General features: G+C 70.0%; 11 protein-coding genes. 5 read left to right on the forward strand and 6 right to left on the reverse strand.

Annotated elements, in window-relative coordinates; genetic code table 11:
• Positions 1 to 55: 55 nt before the first annotated feature.
• Together A37W_RS20690 and A37W_RS0101615 are read left to right on the forward strand one after the other, a co-directional pair.
• Positions 56 to 1,363: a mandelate racemase/muconate lactonizing enzyme family protein gene (locus A37W_RS20690; protein WP_018301279.1), complete on the forward strand. Its 1,308-nt coding sequence runs from the start codon at positions 56 to 58 to the stop codon at positions 1,361 to 1,363.
• Complete coding sequence (locus tag A37W_RS0101615) at positions 1,363 to 2,358, forward strand: mannonate dehydratase (RefSeq protein WP_018301280.1); 996 nt, start codon at positions 1,363 to 1,365, stop codon at positions 2,356 to 2,358. The genes A37W_RS20690 and A37W_RS0101615 overlap by 1 nt, the downstream gene beginning before the upstream one ends.
• Positions 2,359 to 2,618: 260 nt before the next feature.
• Here the strand turns inward: A37W_RS0101615 and A37W_RS0101620 are convergent, their stop codons facing one another.
• From A37W_RS0101620 to A37W_RS0101640, 5 genes are all read right to left on the reverse strand, one after another.
• Complete coding sequence (locus A37W_RS0101620) at positions 2,619 to 3,269, reverse strand: glutathione S-transferase family protein (RefSeq protein WP_018301281.1); 651 nt, start codon at positions 3,267 to 3,269, stop codon at positions 2,619 to 2,621.
• A 189-nt stretch (positions 3,270 to 3,458) separates the two neighbouring features.
• Positions 3,459 to 5,417 carry an ABC transporter permease gene (locus A37W_RS22625; RefSeq protein ID WP_018301282.1) on the reverse strand — a complete coding sequence of 653 codons (1,959 nt, stop codon included), beginning with the start codon at positions 5,415 to 5,417 and terminating at the stop codon, positions 3,459 to 3,461.
• A gap of 66 nt (positions 5,418 to 5,483) precedes the next feature.
• Positions 5,484 to 6,875 carry an ABC transporter substrate-binding protein gene (locus A37W_RS22630; protein WP_018301283.1) on the reverse strand — a complete coding sequence of 464 codons (1,392 nt, stop codon included), beginning with the start codon at positions 6,873 to 6,875 and terminating at the stop codon, positions 5,484 to 5,486.
• Positions 6,876 to 6,984: 109 nt separating this feature from the next.
• Entirely contained in the window at positions 6,985 to 8,139 is a 1,155-nt protein-coding gene (locus A37W_RS0101635) for a mandelate racemase/muconate lactonizing enzyme family protein (protein WP_018301284.1), read from the reverse strand.
• The gene (locus A37W_RS0101640; protein ID WP_018301285.1) at positions 8,136 to 9,248 is read right to left on the reverse strand and encodes an ABC transporter ATP-binding protein; all 1,113 of its coding nucleotides are present in this window, start codon (positions 9,246 to 9,248) and stop codon (positions 8,136 to 8,138) included. Before A37W_RS0101640 ends, A37W_RS0101635 begins: the two co-directional genes overlap by 4 nt.
• A gap of 337 nt (positions 9,249 to 9,585) precedes the next feature.
• Here A37W_RS0101640 and A37W_RS0101645 point away from each other — a divergent pair, with 337 nt between their 5' ends.
• Positions 9,586 to 10,488 (forward strand): AEC family transporter, encoded by a 903-nt coding sequence (locus A37W_RS0101645; protein ID WP_018301286.1) that lies wholly within the window; start codon positions 9,586 to 9,588, stop codon positions 10,486 to 10,488.
• A gap of 31 nt (positions 10,489 to 10,519) precedes the next feature.
• On the opposite strand, the gene A37W_RS0101650 is transcribed toward A37W_RS0101645, so the two are convergent.
• Entirely contained in the window at positions 10,520 to 12,538 is a 2,019-nt protein-coding gene (locus tag A37W_RS0101650; RefSeq protein WP_018301287.1) for an aldo/keto reductase, read from the reverse strand.
• Between the two features lie 102 nt (positions 12,539 to 12,640).
• Here A37W_RS0101650 and A37W_RS0101655 point away from each other — a divergent pair, with 102 nt between their 5' ends.
• A complete protein-coding gene (locus tag A37W_RS0101655; protein ID WP_018301288.1) occupies positions 12,641 to 13,621 on the forward strand; it encodes a cation diffusion facilitator family transporter in 981 nt (326 codons plus the stop codon).
• Positions 13,622 to 13,978: 357 nt separating this feature from the next.
• Positions 13,979 to 15,259: an ABC transporter substrate-binding protein gene (locus A37W_RS0101660; protein ID WP_026198232.1), complete on the forward strand. Its 1,281-nt coding sequence runs from the start codon at positions 13,979 to 13,981 to the stop codon at positions 15,257 to 15,259.
• Positions 15,260 to 15,262: the final 3 nt, after the last annotated feature.

Consider the following 15,262-nt stretch of genomic DNA (forward strand, 5'->3'; position numbering starts at 1 on the left):
GTTGCCTGAACCGGCGCGGCGGGCTCTAGTCGGCGGGAGGAGAGGGAGGACAGACATGAACCAGCATCCGGGAGAGACCGCCGAGAACGCCGTGCGCCGCGCGTCCGAGCCGACGAAGCTGCGCATCACCGACATCCGGGTGGCGACCATCCGCGCGCAGGGGATCCACCCGATCATCCGGATCGACACCAACCAGGGCGTCTACGGCCTGGGCGAGGTGCGCGACGGCGCGCACCCCGACACCGCCCTGCGGCTGAAGCCGCTGATCGTCGGGCAGAACCCCTGCAACGTCGAGTACCTGTTCCGCCGCATCAAGCGCTACGGCGGCGAGAGCCGCGAGGCCGGCGGCGTCTGCGCCATCGAGATCGCGCTGATGGACCTCGTCGGCAAGGTCTACGGCATCCCCTGCTACCAGCTGCTCGGCGGCAAGTTCCGCGACCGCGTGCGCGTCTACGGCGACACGCCGACGCCGGACGATCCCACGCCCGACGCGTTCCGCGAGGTGGTGCGCAGCCGCAAGGAGATGGGCCTGACCTTCATCAAGTTCGACCTCTCGGCCCGCATGTTCGAGGGCTTCGAGGGCGGCATGGTCGGCAGCGACACCAAGTACGAATACCCCCAGTACCGCCAGTTCCACACCCCCGGCCGCGGCGCCGGCGCCCGCATCTCCGAGGCCGGGCTCGACTACGTCCGCGAGGTCTGCGCCGCCGTCCGCGACGAGGTGGGGCCGGGGATATCGCTCTGCACCGACCATTTCGGCGAGGGCTTCGTGACCGAGGACGAGGCGATCCGCATCGGCCGCGCGGTGGAGCCCTACAACCTCGCCTGGATCGAGGACGTGCTGCCCTGGACCGACATCAAGGGCCACCGCCGCGTGGCCGAGGCGCTGCTGACGCCGGTCGCGGCGGGCGAGGACCTCTACCTCTTCGAGGGCTTCCGCGAGGCGATCGAGACCCGCGCCTTCGACATCATCCACCCCGACATGCTGTCCTCCGGCGGGCTGACCGAGACCAAGAAGATCGCCGACCATGCCGAGCGGCACCAGATCCCGACCGCGCTGCACGCCTGCTGCTCGCCCATCGCGTTCATGGCGAACGTCCACCTCGCCGCGTCGCTGGCGAGCCTGATGGCGGTGGAGAACCACGCCCTCGACATCCCCTGGTACACCGACATCGTGACCGGGCTGGACAAGGACTACATGGGCTCCGATGGCTACGTGCCGGTGCCCGAGGCGCCCGGCCTCGGCATCGACATCGTCGAGGAGGCGCTGGAGGAGCGGCTGGTCGACTGGTCCGGCCTGTTCGCGGAATCGACCGAGTGGGATGCGGAGAGGACCGGCTTCCTCGGCCATCTGGTGCACTGATGCACGTCGGCACCCAGAACCGGGTCACGACCGACGCCGAGTATCGCCGCTTCGCGCAGCTGGGCGTCGGCCATGTCTGCGCCGACCCCGCCGGCAATCCCCACGACTGGACCCTGGACGACCTGGAACGCCACCGCGACCGGATGGAGGCGTGCGGCCTCGTGCTCGAGATGGTCGAGCTGCCGATGAACTCGCGCCCGGTGGAAGAGCAGGCCTCGCCCGACGTGCTGACCGACGGGCCGGATCGCGACCGGCAGATCGACAGCATCTGCCGCCTGATCGAACGGATCGGCGCGGCGGGCATCCCGGCGGCGAAGTACAACCTCAACCTCATCGGCATCCCGCGGTCGGAGCCGGAGCGGGGCAGGGGCGGCTCGCTCAACTCCACCTTCCGGTGGGAGAAGATGGACCGGGACGCGCCCCCAGGGCTGGCGGGCGTGCTGGACGAAGAGGAGAACTGGGCGCGGATCGACCGCTTCCTCGCCGCCGTGGTGCCGGTGGCCGAGGCGTCGAAGGTCCGCCTCGCCTGCCATCCGCACGACCCGTACACGCCGCCCGGCTACCGCGGCGTGACGCGGGTGCTGGGGACGGTGGAGGGGCTGAAGCGCTTCGTGCAGATGCACGAGAGCCCGTGGCACGGCCTCAACTTCTGCGTCGGCACGGTGGCCGAGATGATGGAGGATCCGCGCGCCGAGATGGCAGACGTCATCCGCTGGTTCGGGACACGCGGCAAGCTCTTCAACATCCACTACCGCAACATCCGCGGGCGGCGCCTGTCCTTCATGGAGACGTTCCCCGACGAGGGCGACCTCGACATGATCGCCGTGCTGCGCGTGCTGGCCGAGCTCGGCTACGAGCACATGGTGATGCCCGACCACGTCCCCTCCTGCGACGCGGACGAGGACCACGCGATCGCCTTCGCCTACTGCTTCGGCTACATCCGCGCGGCGCTGCAGGTGCTCCGGCCGGAGTTTCCGGACGTGATCCGGCTGTAGCGCGCCCCCGGGGGAGGCCGAGCGGAGCGCGCCGCCCGCGGCCCGCCCCTTCCTCTCATCGAGCCACAAATATCCCGGGGGGAGTCCTGCCTCCGGCAGGACGGGGGGCAGCGCCCCCCGCGGGTCGGCGCCGTCAGGCGACGACCCGACTGCGAATCAAAGCGCGGCTCGACCCGCCCGGGCCGATCCGCCCATGCCATCCGCAATGCCGGGGTCCACACGCATGCCCCGGCCGCACTCCGGGATCGGGCATCCCCTCGTCACGCGCCGGTCGCCCCCCGCTCCCCCTCCGGCAGGAACGCCTTGGAATGCGTCGACGCCTCCACCGCCCGCCGGTAGGCCGGCCGCGACCGCACCCGCCCTAGGTACGTCTCCACCACCTCCGGCACGGCGAGGCCGGAATAGATCGTGCCGTGGTTCAGCCCGTAGGTGACCGAGATGTCGGCCGCGGTGAACGCGTCCCCCGCCACATGCTCCGTCCGCTCCAGCTGACGCGCCACCAGGGCGACGCGGCTGTCGAACTGGTATCTCGCGAAGCGGATGCCGGGACTGTCCTCCTCGCCCGACACCCGGCGCAGGTTCATGAGATAGAAGGCCGCCGTCGCGATGCCCGCCTCGCCCATGAGCAGGAACTGCCGGTAGGTAGGATAGGCCGGATCGTCTTGCGCCGGCACCAGCGGCGTCGGCCCGTGACGCGCGGCGAGCACCTCGAGGATCGCGATCGACTCCACCATCCCGACCTCGCCGTCCCGTATGGCCGGTATGAAGCCCGACGGATTGATGGCAAGGAAGTCGGGATCGTGGGGCGCGTCCGACAACAGGTCGATGTCGACCAGCCGGTAAGGCAGGCCCATCTCCTCCAGCATCCAGAGCACGCGAAAGCCGCGGCCCTCGCCGTAGACGGTGATCATCGCGCGCTCCCCCGGATCTTCTGCGGATGAATTGATATCAAGCCATCCGGCGGTGCAAGCCGGTTCGCCGCCGGGTCGGAGACTTCGGCCCGGGCCGCTTCGCGGCTGTTCCGGGCCGGGAAAGGTCCACCCCTCCCGCTCCGCTATAGGCTGGGTGAAACCAACCGCTGCGGTGCCCGTGTCGCCCCGCTACCCCTTCACCCCGCCGACCGTGAGCCCCTCCGCCAGGTAGCGCTGGGCGTAGATGTAGAGCACCGCCACCGGGATCGCGGTCAGCAGCGACGCCGCCATCAGCTTGCCCCAGGGCAGGATGTCGCCCACCACCATCGACTGCAGGCCGATGGGCAGCGTCCGCAGGTTCTCGGACGTGATGAACACGAAGGCGAACAGGAACTCGTTCCAGGCCGTCGTGAAGGCGAAGAGCGTCACCGCCAGGATCGCCGGCGCGGCCAGCGGCAGCGTGATCTTCCAGAACGCGTAGATCCGCGAGGCGCCGTCGATCATCGCCGCCTCCTCCAGCTCCACCGGGATTGAGCGGAAGTAGCCGAGCAGCACCCACGTGGCGAAAGGCAGCAGGAACGTGGGGTACGTCGCGATCAGCGCGGCGTAGGAGTTGATGATCCCGAGGTTCGACAGGATCTGGTAGAGCGGGATGAACAGCAGCGTCCCCGGCAGCAGGTAGGTGATCAAGAGAAACGTCGTCAGCAGCCCCGCGCCGCGGAACTTCAGCCGCGACAGCGCATAGGCGGCGAGAGAGGCGAAGGCGACGGAGATCAGCGTCGCAGCGGCGGCCACGAAGACCGAGTTGCCGAGCCAGATCAGGAACGGCGTGTCCTGGATCAGCGAGCGGTACTGCTCTCCCGTGAACGGCTCGGGCCAGAAGATCGACCGCCGCTCGGAGATCTGGGGCGTCGTCTTCAGCGAGGTGATGAGCACCCAGTAGAACGGGAACAGCACGAACAGCATGAACGGCGACAGGACGAGGAGGCGCCCCCAGAGGCTCGCCCGACGCTGGCCGCGGCGGCCGAGCATCGGCTGACCCGGCGGCTTGCCGAGGGCGCGGCGGACGGCGACCACGCCGCGGGTCCACAGGCGCAGCGCCATCTCGGCCGGCCAGAAGACGAGGTCGAGGATCGCCGAGAAAAGACGGCCGACGACCCGGAGCACCCGGTCGCCGAGACCCGGCTCGGTCCGGGCGCGGGCGGCCTTGTCGTCGGCGCGCATGAACCGCGCCAGCAGCCAGATCACGACGACCATCAAGGGCGCGACCGAGAAGGCGATGGCGGTGCCGGGGCCGTACTGCAGCGAGGCGATGGCCTTCTCGTAGGCGAGGATGGAGTAGAGCTTCGTCGCGCCGGACGGCCCGCCCTGGGTCATCAGGAAGGGCAGGCCGAACTGGTTGAAGGTCGAGATGAAGGACAGGAGCAGCGTGACCACGATCACGTAGCGCATCGACGGCAGGATCACGTGCCGGAACCGCTGCACGGCGGACGCGCCGTCGATCTCGGCCGCTTCCAGCTGCTCGCGGTCCACGGCCTTCAGGCCGGCCAGCAGCAGCAGCACGAAGAACGGGATGCCCTTCCAGATGTTCACCACGATGATCGACGGCATGGCGAGGTCGTGGTCCGACAGCCAGCCCTGCGGCTGGTCGATGACCCCGAGGCCGAGGAGGATGGGGTTCAGCGAGCCGAACAGCGGGTCGTAGATCGACTTCCACGTCAGCGCGGTCACGATCTCGGGCACGATCCAGGGCAGCAGCATGATGCCCGACAGCACGTTGCGCCAGGGCAGGCGGCTGTTCAGGACCATCGCGATGGTCATGCCGACGATGAACTTCCACAGCAGCGACCAGAAGGTGAACCGCACCGTGTTGCCGATCGCCTGGTGGTAGTCGCTGTTGTCCCAGAGCCGGGCGTAGTTGCGGAATCCGACCCAGCCGGTCTCGCCGGTCAGGAAGTTGAGCGAGGTGCCGGACAGGCGGATCGCCTCGATGAACGGCCACAGGATCAGGCCGACCATGACGAGGACCATGGGCAGCACGAACGGGTAGGCGACGTTCCAGTCCTTCCCGAACAGCGTCCTCATCCTCTTGCCGGAGCGTCGCGGGATCCGCGTCGCGGCGGCGGGAATGTGGGTGCTGGTGCTCATGGCCTCGGCCCTCCTGGCGGCGGGGGCGGGGCAGCCCGTCACGGGACCGCCCCTCCTTGGGTCACGTCAGTCCTGCGGCAGGCCGCCTTCCTCGAAGAGGTCCACCATCTTCTGGTGCGCGTCGGCGACCGCCTCCTCCGGCGTCATCCGGCCCGAGATCATGTTGCCGAGCGACTGCTCGACGATGCCCTGGGCGCGGATCGCGTCGATCGCGGCGTTGGGCGTCGCCGGCCAGGACGGGCCGATGAACGGCTCGGGCACCGAGACCTGCTCCTTGATGATCGCGAAGTTCGGGTCGGCGGCGATCAGCTCGTCGGTCCACTGGTTCTCGAACGCGGGCATGAAGAGGCCGCCCGCGACCGAGGACATCTGGTTGAAGTTCTCGGGGTCGAGGAGGTCCAGCGCCAGCTGCTTGGCCAGCTCCACGTTCGGCGCCCCCTTGAAGATGGTCAGCCAGCCGCCCGTCGCGCCGCCGTCGCGGCTGTCGCCGTTGTTGGCCTCGGGCATCCGCAGCAGGACGGTGTCGGGGAAGACGGGGTTGTTGTCCCGCTTCGCCGCCGCGTAGACCGAAAAGGCGTTGTGCGTGTAGCCGACCTGGCCGGCGAGATACGCCTCGTTGTTGCTGATGTCGCCCCAGCTCTCGACGCCGGGCGGCAGCATAGCGGCATAGGGCCCCTCGCGGTCGTAGGTCTCGTTGATCCACTCGTAGGCGGCCAGCGTCTCGGGCGAATCGAACTCCACCTTCGTCCCGCTCTCGTCGGTGAAGTGTCCGCCGAAGGCGTTCAGGATCGAGGTCGCGACGCCCCAGCCGTCGCCCGACTGGTTCACCGTCAGGCCCCAGCCGTAGAACCCGTTGTCGGGATCCGAGATGGCCAGCGCCGCGTCCCGCCGGGCGTCCCAGGTGGTCAGCGTGGCGGGGTCGATCCCCGCCTCGGCCAGCTTGTCGCCGCGGAAGAAGGTGCCCGTCGTGTTGGCGATGAACGGCACGGCATACCACCTGCCGTCGATCATGCCGAACTCCTCGGCGTTGATCCCGGCCATGACGTCGCCGTACATCTCCCTGGCCTGCTCCACGACGTCGGTCACGTCCTCCAGCAGGCCCAGAAGCTGCATCTGCGGGATCGACACGTTCGAGGTGTAGGCGAGATCGGGCGGGTTGCCGGCGCGGACGGCGGCGGACATCTTGCCGAGGAAGTCGCCGAACGCCTCGGGGTTGGTGGTCGAGATGTCGAGTTCGACATTGTGGGCGTCCGCGAAGTCCTGGCAGATCTGCCGGAACGTGGTCTGCGCGGCCTCGAAATATTCGGTGCGGTGGATGACGGTCAGCTTGCCTTCGGCGCCGACGGGCAGATCCTGCTCCGCCGTCTCCTGGGCGAAGCCGGGCCCGCCGATCAGCGCGCCTGCGCCGAGGGCCGTGGATGTCTTCAGTACGTGCCGACGAGTGAACTTCTGTGCCATTGTTTCCTCCCTGTGGAATGGCGACGTCCGCCAGCGGCGGCCCGTTCTCCTCCCGGCCGTCCGCTGCGAAACTCAAGAAAAACCCACTGCTCTAGCCGTCAAACTCCTCTCATTCGAACCAGGTGGTGCCCGGGAACTGGTGCTGACGCGCGACCTCCTCGTTGAGCGTCAGACCGATGCCGGGGGTGTCGGGGATCTCGATGTACCCGTCCTTGATGATCTCGCCCTCGTCCACGACGGTCGACCACCAGTCGCGGGTGGTCCAGTGCCACTCCAGGATCAGGAAGTTCGGGACCGTCGCGCAGACATGGGCCGAGGCCATGGTGCCGATCGGGGACGAGACGTTGTGGGGCGCGAACGGCATCGAGTAGATCTCGGCCATGTTCGCGATCTTGCGGCATTCCGACAGGCCCCCGCATTTGGGGATGTCGGGCATGATGATGTCGACCGCGTGCTTCTGGATCAGGTCGCGGAAGCCGTGGCGCAGGTACAGGTTCTCGCCCGCGCAGATCGGCGTCGAGGTGGCGGCCGTGATCTCGCGCATCGTGTCGACGTTCTCGGGCGGGACCGGCTCTTCCAGCCACATCAGGTTGAGGTGTTCCAGATCGCGGGCCAGACGGATCGCCGAATGCTTGTCGAAGCGGGTGTGCAGGTCGCACGCCACCTCGACCTCCGGCCCCGCCAGCTCCACCACCATCTCGGCGAGCCTGACCATGCGGTCGTGCTCCCACCGGTTGGGGGTCATATTGAACGGGTCCTTGATGTAATGCTCGGTCTCGGAGCCGGTGTGGCCGTAGGCGAAGATGTCGAGGTCGATCTTCAGCGCGGTGAAGCCCCGCTCCACCACATCGCCGACGACGCGCCTCGCCTCGTCCATGTTCATGCCGGGCTCGATCTCGCAGTCGGCATAGAGGCGGATGCGGTCGCGGAACTTGCCGCCCATCAGCTCGTAGACCGGCGCGTTCAGCGCCTTGCCCTTGAGGTCCCACAGCGCGATCTCGATCCCCGTCAGCGCGGTGATGAGCGCGCCGGCGAAGCCGCCCTGGAAGACGTGGCCCCGGCGCAGCTCCTCGAAGATGGCGTCGATGGCGAAGGGGTCGCGGCCGATCAGCCGCGGCTCCAGCGCCTTGATGAGGGCGATGGCCTCGTGCTCGCCGTGGACGCACTCGCCGATGCCGGTGATGCCGGCGTCGGTCTCGACCTTGACCCAGAGCTGCATGCAGTGGCCGCGGCTGGCGGCGGTGCGGACGCGGGTGATCTTCATGCGGGGATGGCCTCGATCGCGGCCTCGGGCGCAAGGCGCGGGCCGGAGGGAAGGAAGAGGTGCGCCTCGGCGGCGTCGAAGTCGAGGCCGATGCGGTCGCCCGGCTCCACCTCCGCGGTGCCGGCGGCGAGGGCCAGCGCGGTCGTGCCGGACGGCAGGCGGACGTTCATCACGGTCTCGTCGCCGAGACGCTCCACCAGCAGGACGGTGGCGCGGATGCGGGCCTGTTCGGCCGGCACGAGGCGCAGCGACTGCGGCCGGACGCCGAGGATCAGTTTTTCCGGCGCGCCCGCCGCGGCGGGGCCGAGCGCGAAGGTCGTCGCCGCCACGTCGTCCGAGGCGACCTCGACCCGGCCACCGTCGCCGCCGGTGCGGCGGACCGGCAAGAGGTTCATCTTGGGCGAGCCGATGAAGCCGGCGACGAACAGGTTGGCGGGCCGGCGGTACAGCTCCAGCGGGGGGCCGACCTGCATGATCTCGCCCTTCTCGAGCACCACGATCTTGTCGGCCAGGGTCATCGCCTCGACCTGGTCGTGGGTGACGTAGATCATCGTCGCGTCCAGCTCCTGGTGCAGGCGCGCGATCTCCATCCGCATGTCGACGCGCAGCGCGGCGTCGAGGTTGGAGAGCGGCTCGTCGAACAGGAACACCTTGGGATGCCGCACGATGGCGCGGCCGATCGCGACGCGCTGGCGCTGGCCGCCCGACAGCTGCGCCGGCTTGCGCTCCAGCAGTTCCTCCATCTGCAGGATGCGGGCGGCGTCGCGGATCTTGGCGTCGGCCTCCGACTTCGGCGTGCCGGCCATCTTCAGCGCGAAGCCGACATTCTCGTACACGGTCATGTGCGGGTAGAGGGCGTAGGACTGGAACACCATGGCGATGCCGCGGTCGCGCGGGGCGATGTCGTTGCAGATCTCGCCGTCGATCAGCAGATCGCCCGCCGTGATGTCCTCCAGCCCCGCGATCATGCGCAGCAGCGTGGACTTGCCGCAGCCGGAGGGGCCGACGAAGACCACGAACTCCCCGTGCCGGATGTCGAGGTCGATGTGGCGGAGAACTTCCAGGGCGCCGAACGATTTGCCGATGTCCCGCAGAAGCACGTCGGCCATCAGAGGTGACCCCGACCGTGACGGCCCGCCGACGGCGTGGCCGCGCGAAAAGACACCATCGGCATCGGCCGCAGCCCCTTGTTCCTCGCTCCCGTCAGCAAGGCTATTCGGCGGTGAGAAGACCTGTCAACTGTCGCGACTCCGGCGGAGCGCCATTCGGCGCAATCGATTTAGTTCGGGCGGCGTCCGGCCCCCGTTCGGCCCCGTGGGCCGGCCTCCCCCTGGGGATATTCGAGGCTCGGTGAGAGGGGCAGGAGGGGCGCGCGCCGCTCGGGGCTTGCGCACCGGTGCGGGCCGGTGTGGATGCGAGTGGATTCGCGCCGGGAGGGCGCCGCCCATGCTGATCGTCACCATCTGGCCGCTCTTCGCGCTGATCTGCCTCGGTTTCGTGCTGATGCGGTCGGGGTTTCCGGGGGACGGGTTCTGGCCGGCGGCCGAGCGGCTGAACTACTTCGTGATGTTCCCTGCGCTGCTCGTCGCCAGCCTCGTGGATGCGCCGGTGCGCGATCCGGCGATCCTGCGGCTGGGCGGGGCGGCTGTGGCGGCGATCCTGGTGGCGGCCGGCGCGCTGGCGGCGGTCCGCCTCTGGCGGCCCGTCCCGGCGGCGCGGTTCGGACCGGCGCTTCAGGGGGTGATCCGGTTCAACACATATCTCGGCCTCGCGATCACGGCGAGCCTCGCGGGGTCCGAGGGACTGGGGCGGGCGGCGATCGTGCTCGCCGTCGCGGTGCCGCTGGTGAACGTCCTGTCGATCCTGGCGCTGACCGGGGGCGGGGGACGGGCCGGGGGGCGAATCGTCCGGGGCGTCCTCGGCAATCCGCTGATCCTGGCCTGTCTGTTCGGGCTCGCGCTCGCGCTGCTCGGGGCGCGGCTGCCGTTCGGTCTCGACGCGTTCCTCGGCCTGGTCGCCCAGGCCAGTCTGCCGCTCGGCCTGCTCTGCGTCGGCGCCGCGCTGCGGCCCGACGGGCTGCGCGCGGACGCGGTGGCTCTCGCCGGCGTGACCGCGCTGCGGCTGCTCGCCGTGCCGGCGCTGGCGGCCGGGGCGGCGTGGGCCTTCGGCCTTCCGCCGGTCGAGGCGCTGGTCCTCGTGATCTTCGCCGCGATTCCGACCGCGCCCACCGCCTACGTCCTGACCCGGCAGCTGGGCGGGGACGCGACCTACATGGCCGGCCTCGTGACCCTGCAGACGCTGGCCTCGGTCGTGACGATCCCGCTCGTCCTCGCGCTTGTCGCGGGCTGACTCTCGGCGTCACCGGACCTTTCGCCGGAGGTCAGGCGGCCGGCCGGTCGTCCCGCTCGAGGTTCAGCCACGCGGCCTCCTCGGGCGACAGGTCCAGCGTGAGGCCCGGCAGGGTCGAGGCAATCTCGCCGGGACTGCGCGGCCCGATCAGCGCGAAGGACGGGAAGGACTGCGCCAGCACCCAGGCCGTCGCGACGTTGTGGGCGGAGACGCCCCGCTCGGCCGCGAGCGTCTCGGCCCGGCGCCGCCGCTCGGCGTTGGCGTCGCTGCCGTAGCAGGTTTCGGGCCGCGTATCCTCGGGCAGGCGGTCGCGCAGCTCGGCCGGCAGGAAGTAGCCGCGGGCCTGGCTCGACCAGCTGAGATGCATCGTCCCGGTCCGGCGGAGGTAGTCCAGCATCTCTGGCGTGTTGGACGTCACGCAGCCGGGCCAGACCGGCTTCTCCATCACCGCGAGGGAGAGGTTGTTGTTGAGGATGCGCGGCGGCTCCTTGCCGTGCGCCTCGGCCCATTCCACGGCTTCCGCGAAGCGCTCGGGCTGCCAGTTGGAGCCGCCCCAGATGCCGATGCGCCCGGCCTGCCTCTCGGCGTCGATGGCGTCCACGAACTCGCCCACGGGGATGTCGGGGTTGTCGCGGTGCATGATGTAGATCGGTACGCCGTTCAGGCCGAGGCGGCCGAGCGAGGCGTCCAGCTGAGGGCCGATCGCCTGCGGCAGGCAGTAGGGCGAATGCGCGCCCTTGCCGATGACGTTGATCCGGTCCGCGACGCCGCGGCTGGCGATCCACTGTCCCAGCACCGCCTCGTGCCGGCCGGCGCCGTAGACGAAGGCGGTGTCGAAGGTGGTGCCGCCCGCCTCAATCCAGGCGTCCCAGACGATGGCGCCTTCGGCCGGCGTGTCGCGGTTGTCGCAGCCGAGGACGAGGCGGCTGACGGGGTTCGGCACGCCGGGCACGTCCACGGTCGGCATCGGCGGCAGGACGGCGGGCAGTGTGCCCTTCAGCGTGCGCACGACGCCCGGCGCCTCGGCGAAGGTGGCGTAGCCGACCTCGGCCCGCCAGCGGTCGAGCGCGGCGTTGTTGCCGATGCTGGCGGCGGGGTCCATCGCGGGGAAGGAGAGGCCGGGCCGGCCGTCCAGGATCGCGCGGGAGGCCGCCTCCGCCTCGAAGGCGAAGAGCATGCGGGGGTCCGGTACGTCCTCGCGGCGGGTCTCGCCGCCGACGGTGACCTCGATCACGGTGTCGGAGGGGCCTGCCTCGCGGCCCGGCACCCAGGGGGTCGGCAGGACGATGTGCCCCTTGTCGCCTTCGACGCGGATCGTGTTCTCCATGTTTCGCGCCACGGCGCAGGCGACCTCGGCCGTGACGCCATTCGCGAAACGGAGCGTTCCGTAGGCCACCTCGTCGACGCCGCTCTGCCCGATCAGGCCGGTGCCCTTCACCACCACCGGATCGGCAAACCGACCGTCCGTCGCCCCGGCGAAGAGGCGCGCGGCCGAGACCGGATAGCCGCCGACGTCGAGAATGCCGCCGCCCGCGAGCTGCGGGTCGTAGAGACGCGACGCGGCGTTGAACGGCGCCAAGAAGCCGAAGACGGCCCGGACGTGCCGCACGATTCCGATCTCGCCCGCGCGGATGATCTCCACCGCCCGCGCGATCTGCGGGTGGGAGAGGTACATGAAGGCCTCCATGAAGAAGACGCCTTGCTGTGCGGCGGCCTCCACCAGAGCGGTGACTTCCGCCGCGTTCAGGCCCGCGGGCTTCTCGACCGAGACGTGCTTGCCGGCGCGGATTGCCATGAGCGCCGGGCCGGCATGGAACGGGTGCGGCGTCGCGATGTGGATGGCGTCGACGGCGTCGCTGGCGCACAGCGCCTCGTAGCTGTCGAAGCGGTTCGCCTCGGGCACGCCGAAGCGGTCGCCGAAGGACGCCCGCCGGCCGGCGTCGCGGCTGGCGATGGCGGCGAGCGTGCCGCTGTCGCTCTCGGCCAGCCCCTTGGCGAAGTTCGCCGCGATCGACCCCGGCCCGATGATCCCCCAGCGTACGATGTCCATGCCCGTCCTCCCCTCCGGTTGCCGCTGCCCCGACCGGAGCCTAGCTTGCGGGCGAACAGACGAGAGGGCGCGGGGAAAGGCAACCCCGCCCGAGGAGCGGCGATGGCGCACGAACACGGACACGACCACGACGGGAGCCACGGTCACGGCGGCGGCCATGCCGGGCACGCTCACGCGCACCTCGACCCGTCGAGCGGCGACCGGCGCGTCTCCATCGCGATCTGGGCGAACGCGCTGCTGACCGTGGCGCAGATCGTGGGCGGGATCTTCGCCGGCAGCCTCGCGCTGGTGGCCGACGCGCTGCACAACTTCTCGGACATGGCGTCGCTGCTGATCGCCTTCATCGCCCGCAAGATCGCGCGGCGGCCGGCGGACGCGCGGATGACCTTCGGCTACGGCCGGATCGAGGTGGTGGCGGCGCTGATCAACTACACCACGCTGATCCTGGTCGGGGTCTACCTGATCTACGAGGGCGCGATGCGGATGATCGACCCGCCCGAGGTGGCGGGCTGGACCGTGGTCGTCGTGGGCATCATCGCGCTGGTGGTGGACGCGCTGACGGCGGCGCTGACCTGGTCGATGCAGAAGGGCAGCACCAACATGCGCGCGCTGTTCCTGCACAACCTCTCGGACGCGCTGGGCTCCGTCGCGGTGGTCGTGGGCGGCACGCTGATCCTGCTCTACGACTGGCGGCTGATCGACCCGATCGTCACCATCGGCATCGCCGGCTACATCCTGTGGCTGGCGCTGCGCGAGATCGGCGGGCCGGTCCGCACGCTGATGCTGGGCAGCCCGCCGGAGATGGACTGCGCCGCGGTCATCGACGAGATGCTGGCGGTGGACGGTGTGGAGGACATCCATCACGTGCACCTGTGGCAGATGCAGGAGAACGAGGCCGCGCTCGACTGCCACGTGGTCGTGGAGGGCGGCGCGCTGGACCGGATCGAGGAGGTGAAGGCGGCGCTGAAGGCGCGGCTGCAGGAGCGGTTCGGCATCGGCCACTCGACGCTGGAGATCGAGGAGGCCGGCCGCTCGGACTGCCATGCCCGCCGCATCGGCCACGCGGTCGCGGGCGCGGGTTGAGCCGGCGATCCGGCGGCGCGCCTGGCGGCGCATTGTCCTTCGCGCGGGGGGCGTCCCGCCCCCGTCCGGCTGGCGCCGGACTCCCCCTGGGGATATTTATGGCTCGATGAGAGGGGGGATGCGGTCTGCCGGATGCGCGCCCGGTGCGCCGCGGCGGATCGGGGGCTGCGTCCGCGGGAAGGGGGCGATAGCATCGACCCGGGCGCACCCGATGACGGGTGCGTCCCATTCCGCGACGACGGGACCGTCCGCGCGGAGGGGCGGGTCATCGACCCGGGGATTCACGATGACGGGCTGGCGGGTGATCCTGTCCCGCGGCCCGCTGAAGAACAGGCAGGACACCAAGGGAGGATGGACATGAGGAAGACGATCTCGCTGGCGGCGCTGACCGCCGTGCTGGGCGGCGCGGCCCTCGCGCAGGACCCGGTGGAGCTGCGGATGCTGTGGTACTCCGACGGCGTCGAGGGCGAGGTGATGGCCGATCTGCTGGAGCGGTTCGAGGAGGAGAATCCCGATATCGACGTCGTCCTGGACAACGTCGCCTACCAGGTCGTCCAGGAGCAGCTGCCGATCCAGCTGGCGAGCGGGCAGGGCCCGGACGTCGCCCGCGTCGCCTCGACGTTGAAGTCGGACGCCCAGCACTGGCTGGACCTGCGCCCCTATCTGACGGACGAACAGGTCGCCTACTGGCAGGAGAACTTCGGCAACCGCCTCGACTGGATGCGGCCCGACGGGTCGGACGCGATTCCGGGATTCCTGACCCAGCTGACGATGGTCGGCGGCTTCGCCAACGCCACCCTGTTCGAGCAGGCGGGCGTGGATCTGCCGGGAGAGGGCGCGACCTGGGACGAGTGGGTGGCCGCCAGCGCCGAGGTGATGGAGAGCCAGGGCACCGCCGCCGCCTTCGCCATCGACCGCACCGGCCACCGCATCTCGGGCCCCATCGCCTCCTACGGCGGAAACTACATCGGCGAGGACGGCATGCCCGCGCCGATCGACGACGGCACGATGGCGTTCCTGACGAAGCTGGTGGAGTGGACGGACGCGGGCCTGATGCTGCCCGAGGTCTGGGTCTCGGCGGCGGGGACGACCTACCGCTCGGGCGCGGACGACTTCATCAACGCGCAGATCCCGCTCCTCTATTCGGGCTCGTGGCAGGTGGCGAACCTGTCGACGAAGATCGGCGACGCGTTCGACTGGGTCGCCATCGGCTCTCCCTGCGGGACGGAGGGCTGCTCCGGTCTGGCGGGCGGCGCGGGGCTCGTGGCCATCAGGTATACCGAACACCCCGAGGAGGTGGCGCGCCTGATGGACTGGCTGGCAAGCGAGGAGATCGTCCGCGAATTCTCCGAGCGGACGCTGTTCCTGCCTGCCCATGCGGGGATCGTGGAGGCCGGGGGCCTGACCTTCCAGTCCGAGGACCCGAACGTGCCGCCGGCGCTCGACCGGTTCGTGCAGGCCTCGGGCGAGACGCTGCCGATGGCCGACGCGCTGCCGGCGTGGAAATGGGCCAACGCCTATTACGGCGCGCTGGTGACCCGCGTCAGCCAGGTCATGGCCGGCGAGATCACCCTCGACGAGGCTCGGGGCCTGATGGACCGGGACATAGCCGACGCCGTCGAGAACGCCTCGCAGTAAGGA

Source organism: Wenxinia marina DSM 24838 (genome assembly GCF_000379485.1).
Lineage (GTDB): Bacteria > Pseudomonadota > Alphaproteobacteria > Rhodobacterales > Rhodobacteraceae > Wenxinia > Wenxinia marina.

Bases quoted from the DNA above. Each gene is read 5' to 3' on its own strand.
- A37W_RS20690 (WP_018301279.1), top strand. From the start codon at position 56: ATGAACCAGCATCCGGGAGAGACCGCCGAGAACGCCGTGCGCCGCGCG.
- A37W_RS0101615 (WP_018301280.1), top strand. From the start codon at position 1,363: ATGCACGTCGGCACCCAGAACCGGGTCACGACCGACGCCGAGTATCGC.
- A37W_RS0101620 (WP_018301281.1), bottom strand. From the start codon at position 3,269: ATGATCACCGTCTACGGCGAGGGCCGCGGCTTTCGCGTGCTCTGGATG.
- A37W_RS22625 (WP_018301282.1), bottom strand. From the start codon at position 5,417: ATGAGCACCAGCACCCACATTCCCGCCGCCGCGACGCGGATCCCGCGA.
- A37W_RS22630 (WP_018301283.1), bottom strand. From the start codon at position 6,875: ATGGCACAGAAGTTCACTCGTCGGCACGTACTGAAGACATCCACGGCC.
- A37W_RS0101635 (WP_018301284.1), bottom strand. From the start codon at position 8,139: ATGAAGATCACCCGCGTCCGCACCGCCGCCAGCCGCGGCCACTGCATG.
- A37W_RS0101640 (WP_018301285.1), bottom strand. From the start codon at position 9,248: ATGGCCGACGTGCTTCTGCGGGACATCGGCAAATCGTTCGGCGCCCTG.
- A37W_RS0101645 (WP_018301286.1), top strand. From the start codon at position 9,586: ATGCTGATCGTCACCATCTGGCCGCTCTTCGCGCTGATCTGCCTCGGT.
- A37W_RS0101650 (WP_018301287.1), bottom strand. From the start codon at position 12,538: ATGGACATCGTACGCTGGGGGATCATCGGGCCGGGGTCGATCGCGGCG.
- A37W_RS0101655 (WP_018301288.1), top strand. From the start codon at position 12,641: ATGGCGCACGAACACGGACACGACCACGACGGGAGCCACGGTCACGGC.
- A37W_RS0101660 (WP_026198232.1), top strand. From the start codon at position 13,979: ATGAGGAAGACGATCTCGCTGGCGGCGCTGACCGCCGTGCTGGGCGGC.